The organism is Orrella sp. JC864 (assembly GCF_037026685.1).
GTDB lineage: Bacteria > Pseudomonadota > Gammaproteobacteria > Burkholderiales > Burkholderiaceae_B > Orrella.
Map to the genome: position 1 here is coordinate 1 of NZ_JBANET010000010.1, position 19,993 is coordinate 19,993.

Genomic DNA, 19,993 nt, shown 5'->3' on the forward strand with positions numbered 1-19,993 from the left:
GAGCGGGCCTGCGCAGGCAGGGAGGTCGTGCCGTGCTTGCAGGCCGTCCGCTTGCTGAAGCTGGGACCTACGGTGTTATCCAGCGTAGCGGCCAGGCCGCCAGTGTCCCTTCCGCCCTGAGGCTTGCAAGCGGCTCCACACCCAACGTATGCGCTAAGCCCTGAAATCTTCGGGCCTGCCCCGCTGCCCCTCCCTCTCAAAATCAGCGGTCGAATGTTCGCCAGGGGTTGCCTGCGCAACCCCTGGCGAACGGCCCTGCAAAATCTTTCTCTCTTCACCCGGCGTTGGGCAAGCAGGCAAGAAGAGCCAAGCCGGCCGTCAAGAAAGCGGCCTAACCCAAAAAACCGCTTGGCCAAAAAAACCTCACCGCACCAACGCCTTCAAAGCCAACCGTATCCCCTCGGACACCTCCACGCCCGCTGGCAACCCCTTGAGCGCGGCGGCCGATTCGCGGTCCGAGTAGCCCAGGGCCAGCAGGGCGTTCAGGATGTCGGCCTGTCCGTCGGCTGCCGGCGCGGCGCCGCCGCCGGGCAGTTCGGCCCCGATCTTGCCGCGCAGCTCGAGCAGCAGGCGCTCGGCGGTCTTCTTGCCGATGCCGGGCACGCGCGTGAGCCGGCCGGTTTCCTGCAGCGTGACCGCCTGGGCCAGCTCATCGACGCTCAGGCCGCTGAGCACGGCCAGCGCCGTGCGTGCGCCGATGCCGCTCACCTTGATCAGCTGGCGAAAGGCCGCGCGCTCCTGCGCGCTGCCAAAGCCGTAGAGCACGTGGGCGTCCTCGCGGATCGCCAGGTGGGTGTGCAGCGTGACGCGCGCGCCGTTCTCGGGCAAGGCGTAGAGCGTGCTCATGGGCACGTCGATTTCGTAGCCCACCCCGTTCACGTCCACGCAGATCGTGGGCGGGGTCTTCTCGATCAGGGTGCCGGTCAGTCGTCCAATCATGTCAAGGAAACGAGGCGGCCGCGGCGCATGCGCCGTCCGGCCTGGGTTTGTGGTGCGCCCAGGCCGGCCAGGCGTTCGGCCAGCGGCGCGACGTGGGCATGGCAGATGGCGCAGGCCAGCGCGTCGGCCGAGTCCGGCGCGGGCGAGCCGTCCAGCGCCAGCAGCTGGCGCACCATGGCCTGGACCTGCTCCTTGGCGGCGCGGCCGGTGCCCACCACCGATTTCTTGATCTGCAGCGCCGTGTATTCATGCACCGCCAGGCCGGTGTCGGCCAGTGCGCACAGCGCCGCGCCGCGCGCCTGGCCCAGCAGCAGGGTGCTGGCCGGGTTGGTGTTCAGGAACACCTTTTCCATGGCGGCCACGCCGGGCCCGGTCTCGCGCACGACCTCGCGCAGGTTGTCCAGGATGACCTTGAGCCGCTGCGCCAGCGAGTCGGCCGCCGGCACGACGATGGTGCCGCTGGCCACGTAGCGCAGGCGCGTGCCGTCGGTATCGACCACGCCGAAGCCGGTGCGGCGCAGGCCGGGGTCGATGCCGAGGATGCGCATGGCCGCCTGCCTTCAGTGGCGGAAGTGGCGCGTGCCGGTCAGCACCATCGCGATGCCGCGCTCGTCGGCCGCGGCGATCACCTCGTCGTCGCGCACGCTGCCGCCGGGCTGGATCACGCAGGTCGCGCCCGCGTCGGCCACCACGTCCAGGCCGTCGCGGAAGGGAAAGAAGGCGTCCGAGGCCACGGCCGAACCCTGCAGCGTCAGGCCCGCGTTCTCGGCCTTGATCGAGGCGATGCGGGCCGAGTCGATGCGGCTCATCTGCCCGGCGCCCACGCCCAGCGTCATGCCGCCGGCGGCAAAGACGATGGCGTTGGACTTGACGTACTTGGCCACCTTCCAGGCGAACTTCAGGTCCAGCATCTGCTGCGCGGTGGGCGCCTTGCGCGTGACGACCTTGAGCGCCTCGTCGGGCACGTTGAAGGCGTCCGGGCTCTGCACCAGCCAGCCGCCGCCCACGCGCTTGACGTCCAGCGCGTTCTGGCCGGCGCCGGCCGGCACCTCGAGCACGCGCACGTTCTTCTTGTTGGCCAGCACGGCCAGCGCCGCGCCGTCGTAGCCCGGCGCCAGCAGCACTTCCAGGAACTGCGCGCTGACCGCTTCGGCGGTGGCCGCGTCCACCGGCCGGTTAAAGGCGATGATGCCGCCGAAGGCCGAGGTGGGATCGGTCTTGAAGGCCTTCTGGTAGGCCGCCAGCGGGCCTTCGGCCACGGCCACGCCGCAGGGGTTGGCGTGCTTGACGATGACGCAGGCCGGCGCATCGAAGCTGCGCGCGCATTCCCAGGCGGCGTCGGCATCGGCGATGTTGTTGTAGGACAGCTCCTTGCCCTGGATCTGGCGGTAGTTGCCCAGCAGGCCGGCCGCACGGTGGGCGTCGGTATAGAACGCCGCGCTCTGGTGCGGGTTCTCGCCATAGCGCAGGGCCTGTTCCTGGTTCATCTGCAGCGTCAGGGTCCGCGGCCAGGGGTTGCGCGTGGGAACCTCGTCCTGCGCGGGCGCCGGATCGGCCAGGCTGCTCAGGTAGGCGGCGATGGCGCCGTCGTAGGCCGCGGTGTGGGCGTAGACCTTGGCGGCCAGTTCCAGGCGCAGCGCATACGAGGGCGCGCCAGCCGGGCCGTCCATGTCGGCCAGCACGCGGCTGTAGTCGGCCGGGTCGATCACCACCGTCACGCCGCCGGCCTCGGTGCCGTGGTTCTTGGCCGCCGCGCGCAGCATGGCCGGCCCGCCGATGTCGATGTTCTCCACGGCATCGGCGAAGGTGCAGTCCGCGCGCGCGATGGTTTCGCGAAACGGGTAAAGATTGACCACCAGCAGGTCGATGCGGTCGATGCCGTGCTCGTCCAGGGTCCGCAGGTGCTCGGCGCTGTCGCGGCGCGCCAGCAGGCCGCCGTGGATCTTCGGGTGCAGGGTCTTGACGCGGCCGTCCAGGATCTCGGGCGAGCCCGTGTGGGCGGCCACTTCGGTGACCGGCAGGCCGGCCTGGGCCAGCAGCTTGGCGGTGCCGCCGGTCGACAGCAGGCGCACGCCGCGCGCGGCCAGGGCGCGGGCGAACTCCACGACGCCGGTCTTGTCGGAGACGGACAGCAGGGCGGTTTCAGGTTTCATCGTCGGTTGGAAAGTCAATCGGAATCGGGATTCGGCGGGCGGCCAGGCGTCAGCCCAGCAGGTGGTGGGCTTGCAGTTTCTTGCGCAAGGTGTTGCGGGTGATGCCCAGCATTTCGGCGGCGCGCGACTGGTTCTGGCCGGCGCGCGCCATCGCGACCTCCAGCACCGGGCGCTCGACGCAGCGCATCACCATGTCCCACATGTCGCGGGGCTCGGCATCGCCCAGGTCTTCCAGATAGCGCGCCAGGCTCTCGCGCACGCAGTCTTCGAGGACGTCTTTCTTGTTCATTTCGGATATAAGCATTCGGTCTTGATGGAGGGCCTCAGGCTGCCAGTTCGTGCAAGCGCGCCGGGGCCTGGTCGGAAAGCCGGGCGAACCAGTCGGCCACGGCCTGCCATTGCTCGCGCGTGGTCTGCAGCTGGTTCATGTGTGCGCAGAACGCCTGGGCGCCGGGCAGGTCGGCGACGTACCAGCCGATGTGCTTGCGCGCGGTGCGCACGCCGGTGGTCTCGCCGTAGAAACGGTAGTGGTCGTCCAGGTGTTCGAGCAGCAGGGTGCGCATCTCGTCGTAGCTGGGCGGGGGCAGGATGCGGCCGGTGCGCAGGTAGTGGTCCACCTCGCGGAACAGCCAGGGGCGTCCCTGCGCCGCCCGGCCCAGCATGACGGCATCGGCGCCAGTGTAGTCCAGGACGGCGCGCGCTTTTTGCGGGCTGTCGATGTCGCCGTTGGCCACCACGGGAATGGACAGGGCGGCCTTGACTTCGCGGATGGTGTCGTACTCGGCCTGGCCGGTATAGAGGTCGGCGCGCGTGCGGCCGTGCAGGATCAGCGCCGAGATGCCGATGTCCTCGGCCATGCGCGCCACCCGCAGGGCATTGCGGTGCTCGCGGTCCCAGCCGGTGCGCGTCTTGAGCGTGACGGGCACGCCCAGCGGACGGCAGGCGTCGACCACGGCCTGCACGATGCGCGCCAGCAGCGGCTCGTCGCGCAGCAGGGCCGAGCCCGAGGCCACCTTGCAGACCTTCTTGGCCGGGCAGCCCATGTTGATGTCGATGATCTGGGCGCCGCGCCGCACGTTGAAGACGGCGGCTTCGGCCATCATGGCCGGGTCGGCGCCGGCGATCTGCACGGCGATGGGATCGATCTCGCCCCGGTGGTCCAGCCGCCGGGAGGTCTTGACGCTTTCCCAAAGCTGCGGGTTGCTGGCGGCCATCTCGGACACGGCATAGCCCGCCCCCAGTTTTTTGCAAAGCTGGCGGAAAGGGCGGTCCGTCACGCCCGCCATGGGGGCGACGAACACGTTGTTGGGAAGCAACCAGGGGCCGATGCGCATCGGCGGATTTTACTCTTGCCGCGCGGCCTGCGCGCCGCAAGCTCAGGCCCGCAGGCCGTGCAGCAGCAGGCGCGCCAGCGGCGCGCGCACGGGCGCGGCCAGGTCCAGGCCCAGCAGCGCCAGCCCGCAGGCATGCTCGACCAGCGGCTGGCCAGTGGCGAACAGGCGGGGCAGCAGGTCGGTCAGGCCGGCGGTCAGGCGCCGGTCCGGTTCGCGGACCTGGGCGTAGCGGCGCAGCACCGCCGACGGATCGGCGTCGGGCTGGGGCAGCCAGGACTGCAGCGCCAGGGCCAGGCGGGCGGCGTCGCGCAGGCCCAGGTTCAGGCCCTGCCCGGCCACCGGGTGCAGGGTCTGGGCGGCATTGCCGATGGCGACGCTGCGGCCCTGCACCGGCCGGGGCCGCAAGCCGGTGGCCAGGGCCACCGCCGCGTGGGCAGGCTGCGCACAAAGCCGGCCCAGGCGGGCGCCAAAGGCTTCGTTCAGCGCCTGCGAAAAGGCCTGGGCATCCATCTGCTTGAGCCGGGCGGCCCGTTCCGGGCTGCAGCACCAGACTACCGAGTAGGCCCCATCGCCTTGCGGATGCGGCAGCAGGGCCAGCGGGCCTTCGCGGGTGAAGCGTTCCCAGGCCCAGCCCGCGCGCGGCAGGCTGGCCCGCGCGGTGGCCAGCACCGCATGCTGGCCGTAGTCGCGCAGGTGGTCTGGGCCGGGGCTGCCATCGGCCTGCACGGCAAGCGCGCAGGACCAACTGCGCTGGCCCGCGCTGATGGTGGCGCCCGGGCCGTCGTGCGCGGCGATGCGCGCCTGCGGCTGTTCGATGCGGGTCACGCCGCTGGCCGCCACCGCGGCCTGCAGCGCGGCCTGCACCGCGTCGTAGGGCGCGACGCTGCCCAGGCGGGGCACGGCGAAGTCTTCGTGGCGGATCAGCGTGCGGCCCAGCCGCCCGCGCTGGGAAACGTGCACGGTACGGATGTCGGCGGCCTGCTGCGGCCAGGCGCCCAGCGATTCGAGCAGCACGCGGCTGCCGTGGTTCATGGCCAGCACGCGCGGATCGCCTGCGGCGGCCGCGGCGGCCACGCCCGCGCGGGGCGGGGCGGCGAACAGGGCGATCCGTTCGGGCCGGGGGGCGGCGCGCGCCAGCAGCAGCGCCAGGGCACTGCCCGCCGGCCCGCCGCCCAGGATGGCGACATCGTAGTCGGGCAGGCTCATGGCCGCATTCTACCGTCGCCGCGCGCAGTGCCGCCGCCCGCGCCTTGCGCCGCGCCAGCCGTTACACTGCCGCTACCCCGGGAACCTGCGGTGCTGCCGGCAGGCGCGGCGGCGCGATCACGCGCCCCCGCTTGCCGGGCCGTGCGCCGGGTGCGCCGCTTCCGCTTCGATGTCTTTCGCCTTGCCATGCCCATGCCTGCCGATTCGCCCCGCCGCCCCCGCAACAAGACTGTCGCCGCCCTGCTGGCGCTGCTGCTGGGCTGGGCCGGCGCGCATTGGTGGTACATGGGCCGGCGCCACGCCTGGCTGCCGAGCGCCTGGGCGCTGCTGTGCATCGTGCTGGCCTTCTCGTGCTTCGAGATCTGGTGGGAGAACCCGGCGGCCTTCCTGCTGCTGGTTCCGGCCGTGGACGGCTACGTGCGCGCCGCCGTCTACGGCTTGACGGCCGACGAGCGCTTCGATGCCCGCTACAACCCGGGCCTGGGGCGCGTGACGCACACCGGCTTTGGCACCATCGCGGTGGTCATCGCCACCGTGCTGGTGGCTGCCATCGTGGTGCTCACGACCATCGCGGTGGCGGTGCTCTATACCTGGCAGCAGCTGGGGTGGCTGGACGGCTACGTGCTGTAGGCGGCGCCTGCGGCTTGCCGCCCCCCAGGGGGGCTTTTCCCTTGGGGCGCCCACCGGAAAAATGACGGTTTTTAGCCGCAAGGGCTTGTAATTTCAGAGAAATTACCTTAAGATAGCCAGTCTTTACATCATTGGAGTTTTCCTCTGTGGTTACCGGAAATCGTGCCGGAATCATCGCTGTAGCCAGCACCACCGTCCAGGCCGAACGGCTGGATCCGGGTGCCGACAGCAGCGAGGGTGGTAGTAGTCGCCGATCCCGCATCGGCTTGGCTGCCTGACAGGATAAGCCCAGCAGAACTCCCTTCTGCCGCATCCTGTCCAGCAGGGTGTGGCATCCGGCCAGGCGTTTTTCTCGCCCCAGGCCTCCCGCACTGACCACCTTCATTCCGCTTGCGGCCGACAGGCCGCCGGCGTCGCCTCGTGCCTGCCCTGTGCGCGCCCCGCGCACGGCGGGCGCGCCGGGCGTCGTGCGCACGTGCTCGGCCGCCGCCGGGGGCTCCAGCAGCACAAGGAGATCGTCATGCGTCTATTCGAACTGTTCCTGCGCCGCGCCGGAGTCGCGCATGCGGCCGCGCAGCGCCAGCGCCGCGCCGTGTCCCGGTTGACGATCGAGTGTCCGCAAGAGTCGGTGGGCCAGGTGCGCAAGCGCATCTACACCGATTTCCAGGCCGCTGGCCTGGACGTCTCGCACATGGAGGTCGATCGCGCCGAAGGCGGCATGGCCGCGGCGTGCCTGACCGTCAGCTGCCCGGCCGACAAGCGCCGCGACCTGATGTCCCAGGCCCGTCTGCTCAACCAGAATCCCGAGATCACGCGGGTGCGGTGGGGCGACGCGCGCAAGCAGGCCTGAGGCGCCCGGGGGCCCGCGCCGGGCGCCGGCCCCGCTCCTCTACAATGGCTGCACCGCCTCCGTTTCCCGGGGCATAGACACTCGCAGGCATGGACTGGATACGCTGGCTCGTCCCCTGGGAATTCTCTCCCACCCTGATCGTCGCCTTTGTGCTGGCCGCGCTGCTGTTCGTGCGCGGCCAGCGCGTGCATCACGTCAACGGCGCCCGCCAGGCGCTGTTCTGGGCGGGCATGATCCTGCTCTATCTTTCGCTGCATACCCGGCTCGACTACTACGCCGAGCGCATGTTCTTCATCCACCGGGTGCAGCACCTGGTGCTGCATCACCTGGGCCCGCTGGTGCTGATGGCGGCCTACCCGGGTTCGGTCATGCGCGCCGGCCTGCCGCTGGCCTGGCGCACCCGGCTGGCGCGCTGGCGCCGCACCCTGGCCGGGCGCGCGCTCCAGGCCGTGCTGACCAACCCCATCTTCGTGCCGGCCCTGTTCGTCTTCCTGGTGCTGATCTGGCTGCTGCCCTCGGTCCAGTTCTATTCCATGCTGGATTGGCGCCTGTACCGCCTGATGAACTGGTCGGTGGTCATCAGCGGCTTCATGTACTGGAACCTCATCCTGGACCGCCGGCCCAGTCCGCCGGCGGCCATGTCGCCGGGCGGCCGGGTGATCTCGCCCATCCTGACCATGGCGCCGCAAATGGTGGCCGGCGCGGTCATCGCTTTCACCGAGCGCGACCTCTATCCGCTTTTCGAGCTATGCGGCCGGGCGCTGGCCATGAGCGCGCAGACCGACCAGAGCATCGGCGGGCTGACCATGTGGATACCGGCGGCGATGACCGAGGTCATCGGACTGCTGGTGGCGCTGCGCACGCTCATGCGCCTGTCGGCCACGGGCCGCTGGGGCAAGGGGCGCGTGCCCCCCGCGCCCGTGGGCGGTCAGGTCACCAGCCCGTGATACTTGCGGCCCAGCGCCACGGTGGCCTCGAACATCCCGGTCTTGTTGCCGCAGTCGTAGCGCTTGCCTTCGTAGCGGTGGGCAAAGACAGGCAGTTGCTGCATCAGCGAGGCGATGCCGTCGGTAAGCTGGATCTCGTTGCCGGCGCCGGGCTGGGTGGCGCGCAGGTGCTCGAAGATCTCGCCGTCCAGCACGTAGCGTCCCACCACCGCCAGCGTCGAAGGGGTCTGGTCGGGCGAGGGCTTCTCGACGATGGCCGAGACGCGTTCGGTGCGCTCGTCGATGGCTTCGGTGGCCACGATGCCGTATTTGCCGGTTTCGCTGCGCGGCACGTCCTGCACGCCCAGCACGCTGCCCTGGTGGGCCAGCGCCGCGTCGATCAGCTGAGCCAGCGCCGGGCGCTCGGCATCGATCAGGTCGTCGGCCAGCAGCACGGCAAAGGGTTCGTTGCCCACGGCCGGCGCGGCTGAAAGCACCGCGTGGCCCAGCCCCAGGGGGGCCGACTGGCGGATGTACAGGCAATTGACCTTGGCCGGCAGCACGCCGCGCACGGCGGCCAGCAGCTCCTGCTTGTTCTTCTTGGCCAGTTCGGCCTCGAGTTCCGGTGCCGAATCGAAGTGGTCCTCGATGGCGCGCTTGTTGCGGCCGGTCACGAAAATCAAATCGGTGATACCGGCGGCGACGGCCTCTTCGACGGCGTACTGGATCAAGGGCTTGTCCACGACGGGCAGCATTTCCTTGGGCATCGCCTTGGTGGCGGGCAGGAAACGCGTACCCAGGCCAGCAACGGGGAATACGGCTTTCCGGATGGGGCGCATGGGGCTTTCTTACCTTTTTGGGGGCTGCAGGAGAGGGTGGAGGTGGGCGCGGCTTGCGGAACCCCGCGCCCGAGTCGCTATCATAGACAAATGCGTTCGAAAGGCTACCTCACGGCATCGCGGAATGTTACCGCGCGCATCGCGCTGGCAGGCGCCATGGCGATGGGTGCGGCGGCTCCCGCATGCGCGCAGCCCACGGGATTGCCCAGCATGGGTGCGGCTTCCAGCAGCGATCTGTCGCCCGCGCTGGAGCAGCGCCTGGGCGATGCCATCATGGTGCAGGGCCGGCGCGATCCCACCTATATCGACGACGTCGACCTCTCCCAGTACCTCACCACCATGGGCCGCAAGCTGGCGGTCCATGCCCCGGGCGGCGCGCCGCAGATCCAGGTGTTCGGCGTGCGCGACCCCAGCATCAACGCCTTTGCGCTGCCCGGCGGCTACATCGGCATCAACAGCGGCCTGGTGGTCTCTTCCGAGTCCGAATCCGAGCTGGCCGGCGTGCTGGCGCACGAAATCGGCCACGTCGCGCAGCGCCACATCGCCCGCGGCTTCACGCAGCAGTCGCGCACCAGCACCATGATGATGGCCACGGTGGCCGCTTCGCTGCTGGCCGCGCTGGCCGGCGGCAGCGCCGACCTGGCCACCGGCATGGCAGCATTCGGCCAGGCGGCTGCGATCAACCAGCAGCTGGGCTTCTCGCGCGATGCCGAGCGCGAGGCCGACCGGGCGGGCCTGGAGATGCTCAGCCGCGCCAATTACGATCCGGCCGGCATGGCGCGGATGTTCGGCCGCCTGATGAGCGCCTCGCGCCTGAACGAGGGCGTGGGCGGGGGCAGCTATGCGAGCACCCACCCGCTGTCCATCGAACGCATGTCCGACGTGCAGAACCGCGTGCGCATGGCGCCGCCTTCCTCGCATGTGGACAGCGACGACTACTGGTTCCTGCGCGCGCGGCTGCGCTTGCTGCAGGCGCGCGACACCCAGGGCCAGCGCAATGCCGTGCAGCAATTGGCGAACGAGGCGCAGTCCCTGTCCGGTTCGCGCCAGGCGGCGGCGCGCTACGGCATGGCCGTGCACGCGCTGGCGCGCGGCAACGACGACGAGACCGCCCGGCTGATCGAGCAGATCCGCGCGTCGGTGGGCGAGAATCCCTACGTGGCCCGCCTCGAGATCGAAATGCACTGGGCCCGCAAGGACAACCAGCGCGCGCTGCAGCTGGCCGAGGCGGCCTACAAGCGCTGGCCGCAGCGCCGTTCGCTGGGCTTTGCCTATGCGCAGGGCCTGCAGAATGCCGGCCGGCACCAGGAGACCGTCGCCTTTTTGCGCGATCGCCAGGCCGAATGGGCGCAGGACGATCCGCGCCTGTACCAGCTCATGGCGCAAAGCGCCGAAAAGCTGGGCCAGCCCGTGGCCGCGCGGCGCGAGATGGCCCGCTACTACGTGGCCACCGGCGCCTTGCCGGCGGCCGTCGCGCAGCTACAGCAGGCCCGTTCGATGTCCTCGGACTTCTACGAGCAATCGCAGATCGACGTGGAAATCCGCCAGGCCAAGGAGCGCCTGGCCCAGGAGCGCGAGCTGCTCGAGCGGTTCCGGTCCTGACGCGGTCCGGGCCCTAGCGCTGCGTCTCGAAGTAGCGGGCCAGCCGCTGCGGCAGCCAGCCCAGGTGTCCGGGGAAGGGGCCGGTCGGAAAGCCCGCGTGCCCGCCTTCGGCCGGCTGGTGCAGCAGCACGCTGTCCGAGCATTCGTTGGGCCCGGGCAGGGCCGGCTCGGGCAGGAAAGGATCGTTGCGCGCGTTCAGCACCAGGGTCGGCACGGCGATGTGCGCCAGCCAGGGTTTGCAGGCGGCGCGGTTCCAGTAGTCCAGCGCATTGCGAAAGCCGTGCAGCGGCGCGGTGTAGGCATCGTCGAATTCGCGCAGGTCGCGCGCATGGGCGATGCGTCCCACATCCAGCGCGCCGGGGTAGCGGCTGGCCTTTTCCAGCACCTTTTTTTTCATGGTGCGCAGGAAATACCGGCTGTAGAGCTGGCGGTTGATCACCCCCTGCGACAGGCATATGCCCGCGGCCACCAGGTCCAGCGGCACCGAGACGCCGGCGCAGGCCTGCAGCCAGCCTGCCGCCGCGCCCTGTTCGCCCAGGTACTTGAGCAGCGCATTGCCGCCCAGCGACACGCCCACGGCGTGCCAGCGCGCATGCGGCAGCCGTGCGCGCACGGTTTGCAGCATGAAGCCGATTTCCTCGGAGTCGCCCGAGTAGTAGGCCCGCGCCAGGCGGTTGGGGTGGCCCGAGCAGCCACGGAAGTGGCCGATCACCACGACCCAGCCGCGCGCCCGGAAATACTGCCCGATGGATTGGGCGTATCGGCTGCTGCTGCCGCCTTCCAGCCCGTGAAAGAGGATCAGGGCCGGCGTCTCGGAAAGGGTCGGCAGGCTCTGCCAGTCGTGCGCGGTCATCCAGCGGGTGGCGGCGACCTTCTCGGGGATGGCCACGGCCGCCGGCGAGGCGTCGGGCGGCACGCGGTTGGGCGAGAGCCCGGGACCGGCCCAATCGAAATCGAGGAAGTCGCCGTCGGGCGTCTGCACGCGCTCGCGCACGAAGGCGATACGGTGGTGCGAGGCCGCCAGCGCGGCGTACAGCGTCTGGCTATGGCGGTCTGGCAGCCACTTCGGCACCGGGCAGGGGCTGGTGTCGAGGCGGGCGGTCACGCGGCGTTCCTGGTCGATACGGCAGCCATCAGTGCAGGGTGTCGGGCATGTCGTGCAGGTCGAGCATGCCGGCGTCCTGCGGCGCCGGGGAGGCATGGTGCAGCACCAGCCGCCAGCCCGTGGGGCCCTTGTGGTAGACGTGCGTGGCGTAGCAGTGGGCGATCTGCAGGCCCTCGGGCGTCTGCGCGCTGACCTGTTCGACCAGGGTGTGCACCGAGCACATCATGCTTTGCATCACCACCGTGCGCATGGGCCGGATGAGCAGCGGGCCGTTGCCCAGGATTTCCTGCCAGGAGTCGAGCACCGCGGCATGGCCGACCATGCGCGCGCCGCCCGGGTGCACGCAGACGATTTCCTCGTCGTCGGCCCAGACCTGCATCAGGCGGTTCAGGTCGCCCTGCTCCAGGGCTTCGTAGAACGCGTGCTCGGCTTCGTCGGGAGTGGCGAACATGGGGGGCGGGGCGGGCGGTCGCGGATCAGTGGCCGTGCACCACGGTGCCGGGCTTGAGCGTATAGGTGGCGCCGCAATAGGGGCAGCTGGCGCTGCCGGTCTTGGTGACGTCCAGGAACACGCGCGGGTGCATGCTCCAGACCGGCGCGTCGGGGCCGGGACAGTAGACCGGCAGGGATTCGGCGCCGACTTCGATGGCTTGCTTGGAAGAGGCGCCCGGTTTGGCGTCTACGGTCATGGTGGTACCTGCAAGGAGGGCCGGTGCGGCTGCCGCCCGGCGAACGAAAGGGGTGTCCGTTCCGGATGCATCCGGGTTTTATGACATACTTCATTGTATCAAGCAGCGCATTACAATGTGGTGCCGCAACGGCGCGAAACGCCTGGCGCGCGCGCCCGCGGTCCCCCGCCCTTCTGCCTTCACGCATGTCCTTGCCGTTTTCCCGCAGGAGCACCCTTGGCTCCTGATCCTGCGCAGTCCGACATCCCCGACATCGAGGCGCGCCGCCGTGCCGAACGCCGAGACGGCTGGCGCGCCGGCCTGCGCGCCGCCATGCCGGCCCTGGTCGCCACCGGCACGTGGGGGCTGGTCACCGGGGTGGCCATGGTCAAGTCGGGCCTGACCGAATCCATGGCCCTGGCCATGACGCTGCTGGTCTACGCCGGCTCGGCGCAGCTGACCTCGCTGCCGCTGATCGCCACCGGCGCGCCGCTGTGGCTGGTCTTTGCCGCCGGACTGGTGGTCAACGTGCGCTTCATCATCTTCGGCGCCGCCCTGCATCCCTTTTTCCGCCATTTGTCCTGGAAGCGCCGCTTCCTGCTGGGATATTTCACCACCGACATGGCCTTCGTGCTGTTCATGCCGCGCTTTGGCGACGCGGCTGCGCGCGGCACCCGCGAGCAGCTGTGGTTCTTCCTGGGCGCCATCGTGCCGGGCTGGTTCGTCTGGCAGTCCTCGTCGATCGCGGGCGTGCTGCTGGCCTCGTTCGTTCCCACGGCCTGGTCGCTCGATTTCGCCGCCGTGCTGGCGCTGCTGGCCATCACCGTGCCGCTGGCCAGCTCGCGCCCCATGATCGTCGCCATGCTGGCCGCCGGCGTGGTGGCCTGGGTGGGCCAGCCCCTGCCGCTGCGGCTGGGCCTGGCGGCGGCCGTGGCCGCCGGCATCGTCGCCGGCATGAGCGCCGAACGCTACTGGAGCCGCCCGTGATGCAGGCCGACGATTGGTACGTCTACGCCGCCATCGGGCTGCTGGCCCTGTGCAGCCTGATCACGCGCGCCGGCTACATGGTCTTTGGCGATTACCTGCCCCTGCCCGATGGCCTGCGCCGCGCGCTGCGCTACGCGCCGGCCGCCGCGCTGACGGCCATCGTGGTGCCCGACCTGCTGCCCTGGCGCGCCGGCGTGGGGCCGGTGTTCGACCTGAAGCTGGTTGCCGCCCTGGTGGCCGTCGCCGTCTACCTGCGCACCCGCAACGCGGTGCTGGTGATCGTCTCGGGCATGGCCGCCTTGTGGCTGCTGCGCTGGGCCTTCGGCTAGCCGGCGCCGGGGGGCCTTGCCTGGCCGCCGGGGCGAATTCGCGCACCTGCGTTAAAATGCCGCATCTCCTGCGATCCGGCCCATGATTCGCGCTGCCGGTGACGGGTGCGTGCAACCACCACCTTGATGACCCACGATTCCAACACTCCTGCCGCGTCCAGCGACGCGACCTCGCTTACGTTCGCCGATTTCGGCCTGCATCCCGACCTGCTCCGGGCGGTAGCCGAAACGGGCTATACCACGCCTACGCCCATTCAAGCCCAGGCGATGCCGGTGGTCATGAACGGGCGCGACGTCATGGGCGCGGCCCAGACCGGCACCGGCAAGACGGCGGCCTTCACGCTGCCCATCCTGCACCGGCTCATGCCGCTGGCCAACAACAGCATGTCGCCGGCGCGCCATCCGGTGCGGGCGCTCATCCTGGCGCCCACGCGCGAGCTGGCCGACCAGGTCGCCGAGAACGCCCGGCGCTACAGCCTGCACACGCCGTTGCGCACCGCCGTGGTGTTCGGCGGCGTGGACATCGCGCCGCAGAAGGCCGCGCTGCGCGCCGGCTGCGAGGTGCTGATCGCCACGCCCGGGCGCCTGCTCGATCACGTCGAGCAGCGCAACGTCAACCTGGGCCAGGTCAACATCCTGGTGCTGGACGAGGCCGACCGCATGCTGGACATGGGCTTTCTGCCCGACCTGGAACGCATCATCCGCCTGCTGCCCCAGCAGCGCCAGACCTTGCTGTTCTCGGCCACCTTCAGCAACGAGATCCGCAAGCTGGGCCGCTCCTATCTCAAGGACCCCATCGAGATCGCCGTGGCCGGGCGCAATGCCACCGCCGATACCGTCACGCAGATCGCCTATCCGCTGGCCAGCGAGGCCAAGCGCGCGGCGGTGGTGCACCTGGTCAAGTCGCGCGGGCTCAAGCAGGTCATCGTCTTCTCCAACACCAAGATCGGCACCGGCCGGCTGGCGCGCGAGCTCGAACGCGACGGCGTGCGGGCCGAATCCATCCACGGCGATAAAAGCCAGCTCGACCGCATGAAGGCGCTCGAGGCCTTCAAGGCCGGCGAGCTCGAGGTCCTGGTGGCCACCGACGTGGCCGCGCGCGGCCTGGATATTGCCGGCGTGCCTTGCGTCATCAACTACGACCTGCCCTACAGCGCCGAGGACTACGTGCACCGCATCGGCCGCACCGGCCGGGCCGGCGCCTCGGGCGAGGCCATCGCGCTTTTCACGCCCCAGGAAGAAAAGCTGCTGCTCGAGATCGAGAAGCTGATCAAGCGGCCGGTGCCGCGCGGCACGCTCGATATCCCGGCCGAACTGCGCGCGCGCGCGCATGGCCGCCCCGAGGGCCGCGGCGAGCGTGGCGGGCGCGAACGCGGTCCGCGCGCCGGCGTGCGCCACGGCGCGCCGGCGGCCCGCCAGCCGGCGGACGATTTTTTCTTCAAGCCCTACGAGCCTTCGCCGCAAGCCGGCCAGGCCGGCGAGCCGCAGGAAGCCGAACGCAAGGCGGCGGCGCGCCAGGCGCCCAAGCGCGCGCTGGGCGTGCTGCTGGGCGGCGGCCCGCGCAAGCAGGACTGAGCCCGCGCCTGGGCCTGGCGGGCCCGCGCGTGCCTAAGCCTGGGATCCGCCCGCCGCGGCCGGCAGCCGGCTGAGCAGCGCCGGCACATCGGGCAGGCCCTGGGGCGCGTGCGCGGCCGGGGCATCGAGCAGCCGCTCCAGGTGCCCGATATGCGGCAGCAAGGTGCCGTAGAACACGGTCCGGCCCTCGCGCATCACCAGCACGGTGGGAAAGTTCTCCACGTCTTGTTCGCCCAGCAGTTCGGGATGGTCCTCGATGTCCACCCAGGCGAACACGTAATCGCCGCGGCGATGGGCCAGGGCTTCGAACAGGGGCTGATACTGGCGGCAGGTGCCGCACCATTCGGCGCAATAACAAACCACCAGCGAGGGCGCTTCGGGCAGTTGCGTGGCGGGCAGGCGGGCGGTATCCGGAAAATAGACGGGCATGTCCGGCAAACGGGTTCGGGTGCGACTATCATACCCGCACGTCCGACGCCCACAGGATACGCATGGCCGACTCCCGTTCCGACCTCATCCGCCTGGACCCCGACCGCGCGCCGCAGCCCTCGGCAGGCTTGTCCGGGGTGGCCCGGGCCTTCCAGCGCGCCATCGTCTCGCAATGCCACCCGCGCATGCTGCTGGCCATCCTGCTGCCTTTCCTGGTGATGTTCCTGGGCGCGGTGGCGCTGATCTGGCTGTTCTGGGATCCGTTGACCGGCTGGCTGACCGCCGAGGCAGGCCAGTGGGAGACGGTCAACCGCGTGGACGACTGGCTGGTGGCCATCGGCCTGTTCTCGCTCAAGGTATGGCTGGTGCCGCTGATCGCCGCGGCCATCCTGCTGCCCTCGGCCGGCGTGGTGGGCCTGGCGGTGGCGGCGGTGTGCGTCATGCCCATGGTGCTCGGCCACATCGAGCGGCGCGAATACACCGGGCTGCGCCGGCAGGGCCGCTGGAGCATGGCCGTGGGGGCCTGGAACGCCGTCTGGGTGCTGGCGGCCTTTGCCGCCGGCTGGCTGCTGACCCTGCCGCTGTGGCTGTTCCCGCCGCTGGGCCTGGCCCTGTCCATCTTCTGGTGGGCGTTCGCCTTTCACTACATGCTGCGCGTGGACGCGCTGGCCGACCACGCTTCGCCGCAGGAGCGGCGCGTGCTCTACCAGCGCCACCGCTGGGGCTTCTGGATGCTGGGCCTGATCTGCTCGCTGATCAACCTGCTGCCGCCGGCCTGGATCGTGCTGCCGGTTTTCTCCTCGCTGGTGTATGCCCATTTCGGCCTGGACGCGCTGACGCGCCTGCGCCAGGAAACCGAGCTGCCGGCCTGAGCCCTTCTTCTTGGAAGCCCCCGCCATGAGCACTGCGTCTTGCGCCACCCGCCGCTTCGGTCTGATCGTCGTGGGCGATGAAATCCTTTCGGGCCGCCGCCAGGACAAGCACTTTTCCAAGGTCATCGAGCTGATGGGCGCGCGCGGCCTGCAACTGGCGTGGGCGCAGTTCCTGGGCGATGACCGGCAGGCGCTGCAGGCCGCGTATCGGCGCAGCTTCGCCAGCGGCGACATCGTTTTTTCCTGCGGCGGCATCGGCGCAACGCCCGACGACCATACCCGGCAGGCCGTGGCGCAGGCCCTGGACCTGCCGCTGGTCCTGCATCCGGAGGCGGCCGCGCTGATCGCCGAGCGTTGCGCCGAGATGGCCGCCGAAGGGCGCGGTTCGGCCGACATGTCCCTGCCCGAGAACCAGCAGCGCCTGCAGATGGGCGTGTTCCCGCAGGGCTGCGAGATCGTGCCCAACCGCTACAACAAGATCCCGGGCTTTCATCTTCGCGACCACACCTTCGTGCCGGGCTTTCCCGTCATGGCCTGGCCCATGATCGAATGGGTGCTGGACACCCGCTACAAGGACCTGCACCACCGCAACGTGCAGGCCGAGCATTCCTTCCTGGTGTTCGAGCTGCCCGAATCGCGCATCACCCCGGCCATGCTGGCCGTGCAGGAGCAGTGGCAGGGCATTCGCGCCTTCAGCCTGCCCAGCGTGGGCGAGGGCGGACGCGCCCACATCGAGCTGGGGGTCAAGGGCCCGCCCGAGGCCGCCGCACAGGCCCTGGAGTTCCTGCGCAAGGAAGTCATCAAGCTGGGCGGGCAGCTGGCGCCGCCGCCCGCCGCGGCGGCCGCCGGCTAGCTATTTTTTCACCATATGGGATAGAATCGTTTTGCTGCAACGCGGCAAACCGGTGGCTACCCGTGGCCGGGCCGCGTTCCGCTCATTTCAGGCCAACCGCAATGTCCCGTGCATCCTTGCTTTCTTCCGCGGCGCCGCTGGGCGACGGCCAGCCGGCCACCCCCGCCATCGCCATCCAGGTGCTCGAACGCGCCATGCGGCTGCTCGATGCGCTGGCCGCGCAGTCCGATCCGGTCACGCTCAAGGAGCTCTCGCAAAGCACCGGCCTGCATCCGTCCACCGCGCACCGTATCCTCAACGACCTGGTGCTGGGCCGCTTCGTCGAGCGGGTGGACAACGGCCTTTACCAATTGGGCATGCGGCTGCTCGAGCTCGGCTCGCTGGTCAAGGGGCGCCTGGACGTGCGCGAGGCCGCGCTGGGCGCCATGCGGGCGCTGCACCGCCTGACCGGCCAGACGGTCAACCTGTCGGTGCAGCAGGGCGACGAAATCCTCTATATCGAAAGGGCCTGGAGCGAGCGCTCGGGCATGCAGGTGGTGCGCGCCATCGGCGGGCGGGCGCCCCTGCACCTGACTTCCACCGGCAAGCTGTTCCTGTCCTCGCTGGACGAGCGGCAGGTGCGCGCCTATGCGCTGCGCACCGGCCTGGCCGGACACACGCGCAACAGCCTGACCGAACTGGACCGCCTGGAGCGCGAGCTGGCGCTGGTGCGCCGCCACGGCTATGCGCGCGACAACGAGGAACTGGAGCTGGGCGTGCGCTGCATCGCCGCCGGCATCTACGACGACGCGGGCAAGCTGGTCGCGGGCCTGTCCATCTCGGCGCCGGCCGACCGCATGCAGGACGAATGGATCCAGCGGCTGGTGGAGACGGCGGCGGGCATATCCGCGGCGCTGGGCTACGAGGCTGCGGCGATCGTCTAGTTCGCGGGTCCGAAGACCCGTGTTGGCAGCCATGTCGCCAGCTCGGGAATCCATATCACCAGGGCCAGCACGAACAGCAATGCGCCCAGAAAGGGGCCGCTGGCGCGTACGGTATCCGTGAAACGGGTCTGGGCGATGCTGGTGGTGATGAACAGCAGTATCGCCACCGGGGGCGTCAGGCCCGCCACTTGCGTGACCATGATCATGAGGATGCCCAGCTGCATCGGATCGAGCTGGAAGGCCTGGCCGACGTAGACGATGGTCGGCACCAGCACCACGACCACGGCCAGCCCGTCCAGCAGCATGGTCAGCAGCAGCATCAGTCCCAGCAGGATCAGCAGCATGGCCAGCGGGCTGCTGGTCAGCCCGCGCAGTGCTTCGAGCATCAGGTCGTTGAAATTCAGGTAGCTCAGCATCCAGCCCAGTGCGCCGGCCATGCCTATGACGCCGGCCACCATGGCGGTGGTGACGGCCGCATCGACCAGGATGGCGACCAGCTGCTTGAAGCCGATGCCCCTGTACCAGAAGACGCTTACGGCCAGGCTGTAGAGGCAGGCAATTACCCCCGCCTCGGTTGCCGTGAAGATGCCGCTGAGTATTCCGCCCATGATGACGAACGGGGCGAGCAAGGCGGGCCAGACCTCGACTGTCGCACGCAGGATCTGCGAGAGCGAGGCGCGCGGCAGCACGGCGCGCAACTCGGGATAGGCGGGCAGGTACGACAGGCCGTAGATCACCGCCATCAGGGTAAGGGCGATGAGCAGGCCGGGTACGACGCCGGCCAGGAACAGGCCGCCGATGGACACGCCCGTCATCGAGCCATAGATGATCATGGTCATGCTGGGCGGGATGATGGGCCCGATGGTGGCGGCGGCGGCCACGATGGAGGCGGCGCGGCCGGGCGGATAGCCTTGCCTGCGCATGGCGGGAATGACGATCGAGCCCACGGCCGCGGCCTCGGCCGTGGACGAGCCGGACACATTGGCCATGGCCGTGCAGGAAAGCACCGCGGTGTGGCCCAGGCTGCCGCGGATATGTCCGACGATCTTCTGGGAAAAGCCGATCAAGCCTTCGCTCAGCCCGCCGCGTGCCATGATGGCGCCGGCCAGAATGAAATAGGGCAGCGCCAGCAGGCTGAACGAATCCAGCATGGCAAAGGTCTTTTGCGGCATCAAGGCCGGCACCAGCCCGTCGATCAGGCTCACGCCGGCCAGGCTGACCGAGGCGATCGCCAGCAGGATCGGCACGCCCAGCAGCACCATCAGCAGCAGGGCACCGAAGATGAGCAGCAATGTCATGGCGCGCGCTCCTGCGCGGGGCGCGGCGACAGCAGCTTGACGGCTGCGCACAGGGCCAGATAGGCGCCGCCCGCCAGCATGCCGCTGTAGGCCCAGGCCATGCTGATGCCCAGTCCAGCGCTTTGCTGAAAGCGCGCCACACCCATGAGCCTGCAGGTCAGCAGCACGAAAGCTAGCCCAAGCGCCAGCCATAACGCGTCTATGGCCACGGCCAGGCCCTTGCGCAGCCGCAAGGGCAAGCGCTCGACGAGGGCGTCCACGCAAAGGTGCGAGCCCCGCTGATAGGCCACCGGGATGGCGAAGAACACCAGCCAGATGAAGCTGAATTTCTGCAGTTCTTCGCTCCAGCTAAGCGAGCTGTTCAGCAGGAAGCGGTTAAAGACCTGCATGCCCCCCACGATGACCATGAGCGTGAACAGCAGGGCCAGCATCGCCTGCGCCGCCGTGTGTACGTATCGCATTGCGGACTCCGGCT

23 protein-coding genes are annotated in these 19,993 nt (G+C 69.7%); 10 read left to right on the forward strand and 13 right to left on the reverse strand.

What is annotated here, in order from left to right; translation table 11 throughout:
* Positions 1-363: 363 nt before the first annotated feature.
* Genes ruvA through V8Z80_RS10815 form a run of 6 tightly spaced genes read right to left on the reverse strand, consistent with a single transcriptional unit; the run spans position 364 to position 5,632 of the window.
* Positions 364-939, reverse strand: coding sequence for a Holliday junction branch migration protein RuvA (gene ruvA, locus V8Z80_RS10790; RefSeq protein ID WP_155196843.1), 576 nt, complete (start codon positions 937-939; stop codon positions 364-366).
* Positions 936-1,487, reverse strand: a complete 552-nt coding sequence (ruvC, locus tag V8Z80_RS10795) for a crossover junction endodeoxyribonuclease RuvC (protein WP_336062013.1) — start codon at positions 1,485-1,487, stop codon at positions 936-938. Before ruvC ends, ruvA begins: the two co-directional genes overlap by 4 nt.
* Before the next feature lie 12 nt (positions 1,488-1,499).
* Positions 1,500-3,092: a bifunctional phosphoribosylaminoimidazolecarboxamide formyltransferase/IMP cyclohydrolase gene (gene purH / locus V8Z80_RS10800; RefSeq protein ID WP_336062015.1), complete on the reverse strand. Its 1,593-nt coding sequence runs from the start codon at positions 3,090-3,092 to the stop codon at positions 1,500-1,502.
* Between the two features lie 49 nt (positions 3,093-3,141).
* Positions 3,142-3,381 carry a helix-turn-helix domain-containing protein gene (locus tag V8Z80_RS10805; RefSeq protein ID WP_155196846.1) on the reverse strand — a complete coding sequence of 80 codons (240 nt, stop codon included), beginning with the start codon at positions 3,379-3,381 and terminating at the stop codon, positions 3,142-3,144.
* 34 nt (positions 3,382-3,415) lie between these two features.
* Positions 3,416-4,426: a tRNA dihydrouridine synthase DusB gene (dusB, locus tag V8Z80_RS10810; RefSeq protein WP_336062016.1), complete on the reverse strand. Its 1,011-nt coding sequence runs from the start codon at positions 4,424-4,426 to the stop codon at positions 3,416-3,418.
* 42 nt (positions 4,427-4,468) lie between these two features.
* Complete coding sequence (locus V8Z80_RS10815) at positions 4,469-5,632, reverse strand: FAD-dependent monooxygenase (protein ID WP_336062017.1); 1,164 nt, start codon at positions 5,630-5,632, stop codon at positions 4,469-4,471.
* A 192-nt stretch (positions 5,633-5,824) separates the two neighbouring features.
* Between V8Z80_RS10815 and V8Z80_RS10820 the strand changes: the two genes are divergently transcribed.
* From V8Z80_RS10820 to V8Z80_RS10830, 3 genes are all read left to right on the forward strand, one after another.
* The gene (locus V8Z80_RS10820) at positions 5,825-6,262 is read left to right on the forward strand and encodes a hypothetical protein (protein ID WP_336062018.1); all 438 of its coding nucleotides are present in this window, start codon (positions 5,825-5,827) and stop codon (positions 6,260-6,262) included.
* Between the two features lie 520 nt (positions 6,263-6,782).
* Positions 6,783-7,112, forward strand: a complete 330-nt coding sequence (locus V8Z80_RS10825) for a hypothetical protein (protein WP_155196850.1) — start codon at positions 6,783-6,785, stop codon at positions 7,110-7,112.
* Positions 7,113-7,201: 89 nt separating this feature from the next.
* Positions 7,202-8,059 (forward strand): cytochrome c oxidase assembly protein, encoded by an 858-nt coding sequence (locus V8Z80_RS10830; RefSeq protein WP_336062019.1) that lies wholly within the window; start codon positions 7,202-7,204, stop codon positions 8,057-8,059.
* Here the strand turns inward: V8Z80_RS10830 and galU are convergent.
* Complete coding sequence (galU, locus tag V8Z80_RS10835; protein ID WP_336062020.1) at positions 8,041-8,877, reverse strand: UTP--glucose-1-phosphate uridylyltransferase GalU; 837 nt, start codon at positions 8,875-8,877, stop codon at positions 8,041-8,043. The two genes, V8Z80_RS10830 and galU, sit on opposite strands and share 19 nt — an antisense overlap.
* A gap of 90 nt (positions 8,878-8,967) precedes the next feature.
* Here galU and V8Z80_RS10840 point away from each other — a divergent pair, with 90 nt between their 5' ends.
* A complete protein-coding gene (locus tag V8Z80_RS10840; RefSeq protein WP_155196853.1) occupies positions 8,968-10,479 on the forward strand; it encodes a M48 family metalloprotease in 1,512 nt (503 codons plus the stop codon).
* 13 nt (positions 10,480-10,492) lie between these two features.
* On the opposite strand, the gene V8Z80_RS10845 is transcribed toward V8Z80_RS10840, so the two are convergent.
* The 3 genes from V8Z80_RS10845 to V8Z80_RS10855 are packed head-to-tail and all read right to left on the reverse strand — an operon-like array spanning position 10,493 to position 12,273.
* On the reverse strand, positions 10,493-11,584 hold the full coding sequence (locus V8Z80_RS10845; RefSeq protein ID WP_336062022.1) for a YheT family hydrolase: 1,092 nt from the start codon (positions 11,582-11,584) through the stop codon (positions 10,493-10,495).
* A gap of 28 nt (positions 11,585-11,612) precedes the next feature.
* A complete protein-coding gene (locus V8Z80_RS10850; RefSeq protein ID WP_155196855.1) occupies positions 11,613-12,035 on the reverse strand; it encodes a YybH family protein in 423 nt (140 codons plus the stop codon).
* A gap of 25 nt (positions 12,036-12,060) precedes the next feature.
* Entirely contained in the window at positions 12,061-12,273 is a 213-nt protein-coding gene (locus V8Z80_RS10855; protein WP_155196856.1) for a zinc-finger domain-containing protein, read from the reverse strand.
* A gap of 216 nt (positions 12,274-12,489) precedes the next feature.
* On the opposite strand from V8Z80_RS10855, the gene V8Z80_RS10860 reads away from it, so the two are divergent.
* From V8Z80_RS10860 to V8Z80_RS10870, 3 genes are all read left to right on the forward strand, one after another.
* Complete coding sequence (locus V8Z80_RS10860; protein ID WP_336062023.1) at positions 12,490-13,239, forward strand: AzlC family ABC transporter permease; 750 nt, start codon at positions 12,490-12,492, stop codon at positions 13,237-13,239.
* Complete coding sequence (locus V8Z80_RS10865) at positions 13,239-13,568, forward strand: AzlD domain-containing protein (protein ID WP_155196867.1); 330 nt, start codon at positions 13,239-13,241, stop codon at positions 13,566-13,568. Before V8Z80_RS10860 ends, V8Z80_RS10865 begins: the two co-directional genes overlap by 1 nt.
* A gap of 126 nt (positions 13,569-13,694) precedes the next feature.
* Complete coding sequence (locus V8Z80_RS10870) at positions 13,695-15,143, forward strand: DEAD/DEAH box helicase (protein ID WP_336062024.1); 1,449 nt, start codon at positions 13,695-13,697, stop codon at positions 15,141-15,143.
* Between the two features lie 33 nt (positions 15,144-15,176).
* Here the strand turns inward: V8Z80_RS10870 and V8Z80_RS10875 are convergent, their stop codons facing one another.
* Positions 15,177-15,572 (reverse strand): thioredoxin family protein, encoded by a 396-nt coding sequence (locus V8Z80_RS10875; RefSeq protein WP_336062025.1) that lies wholly within the window; start codon positions 15,570-15,572, stop codon positions 15,177-15,179.
* 62 nt (positions 15,573-15,634) lie between these two features.
* Between V8Z80_RS10875 and V8Z80_RS10880 the strand changes: the two genes are divergently transcribed.
* From V8Z80_RS10880 to V8Z80_RS10890, 3 genes are all read left to right on the forward strand, one after another.
* Positions 15,635-16,444: an EI24 domain-containing protein gene (locus tag V8Z80_RS10880; RefSeq protein ID WP_336062026.1), complete on the forward strand. Its 810-nt coding sequence runs from the start codon at positions 15,635-15,637 to the stop codon at positions 16,442-16,444.
* A 25-nt stretch (positions 16,445-16,469) separates the two neighbouring features.
* The gene (locus tag V8Z80_RS10885; protein ID WP_336062027.1) at positions 16,470-17,297 is read left to right on the forward strand and encodes a competence/damage-inducible protein A; all 828 of its coding nucleotides are present in this window, start codon (positions 16,470-16,472) and stop codon (positions 17,295-17,297) included.
* 101 nt (positions 17,298-17,398) lie between these two features.
* The gene (locus V8Z80_RS10890) at positions 17,399-18,220 is read left to right on the forward strand and encodes an IclR family transcriptional regulator (RefSeq protein ID WP_336062028.1); all 822 of its coding nucleotides are present in this window, start codon (positions 17,399-17,401) and stop codon (positions 18,218-18,220) included.
* Here the strand turns inward: V8Z80_RS10890 and V8Z80_RS10895 are convergent.
* Together V8Z80_RS10895 and V8Z80_RS10900 are read right to left on the reverse strand one after the other, a co-directional pair.
* Entirely contained in the window at positions 18,217-19,518 is a 1,302-nt protein-coding gene (locus V8Z80_RS10895) for a TRAP transporter large permease (RefSeq protein ID WP_336062029.1), read from the reverse strand. The genes V8Z80_RS10890 and V8Z80_RS10895 overlap by 4 nt on opposite strands.
* On the reverse strand, positions 19,515-19,979 hold the full coding sequence (locus V8Z80_RS10900) for a TRAP transporter small permease (protein WP_336062030.1): 465 nt from the start codon (positions 19,977-19,979) through the stop codon (positions 19,515-19,517). The genes V8Z80_RS10895 and V8Z80_RS10900 overlap by 4 nt, the downstream gene beginning before the upstream one ends.
* Positions 19,980-19,993 lie beyond the last annotated feature (14 nt).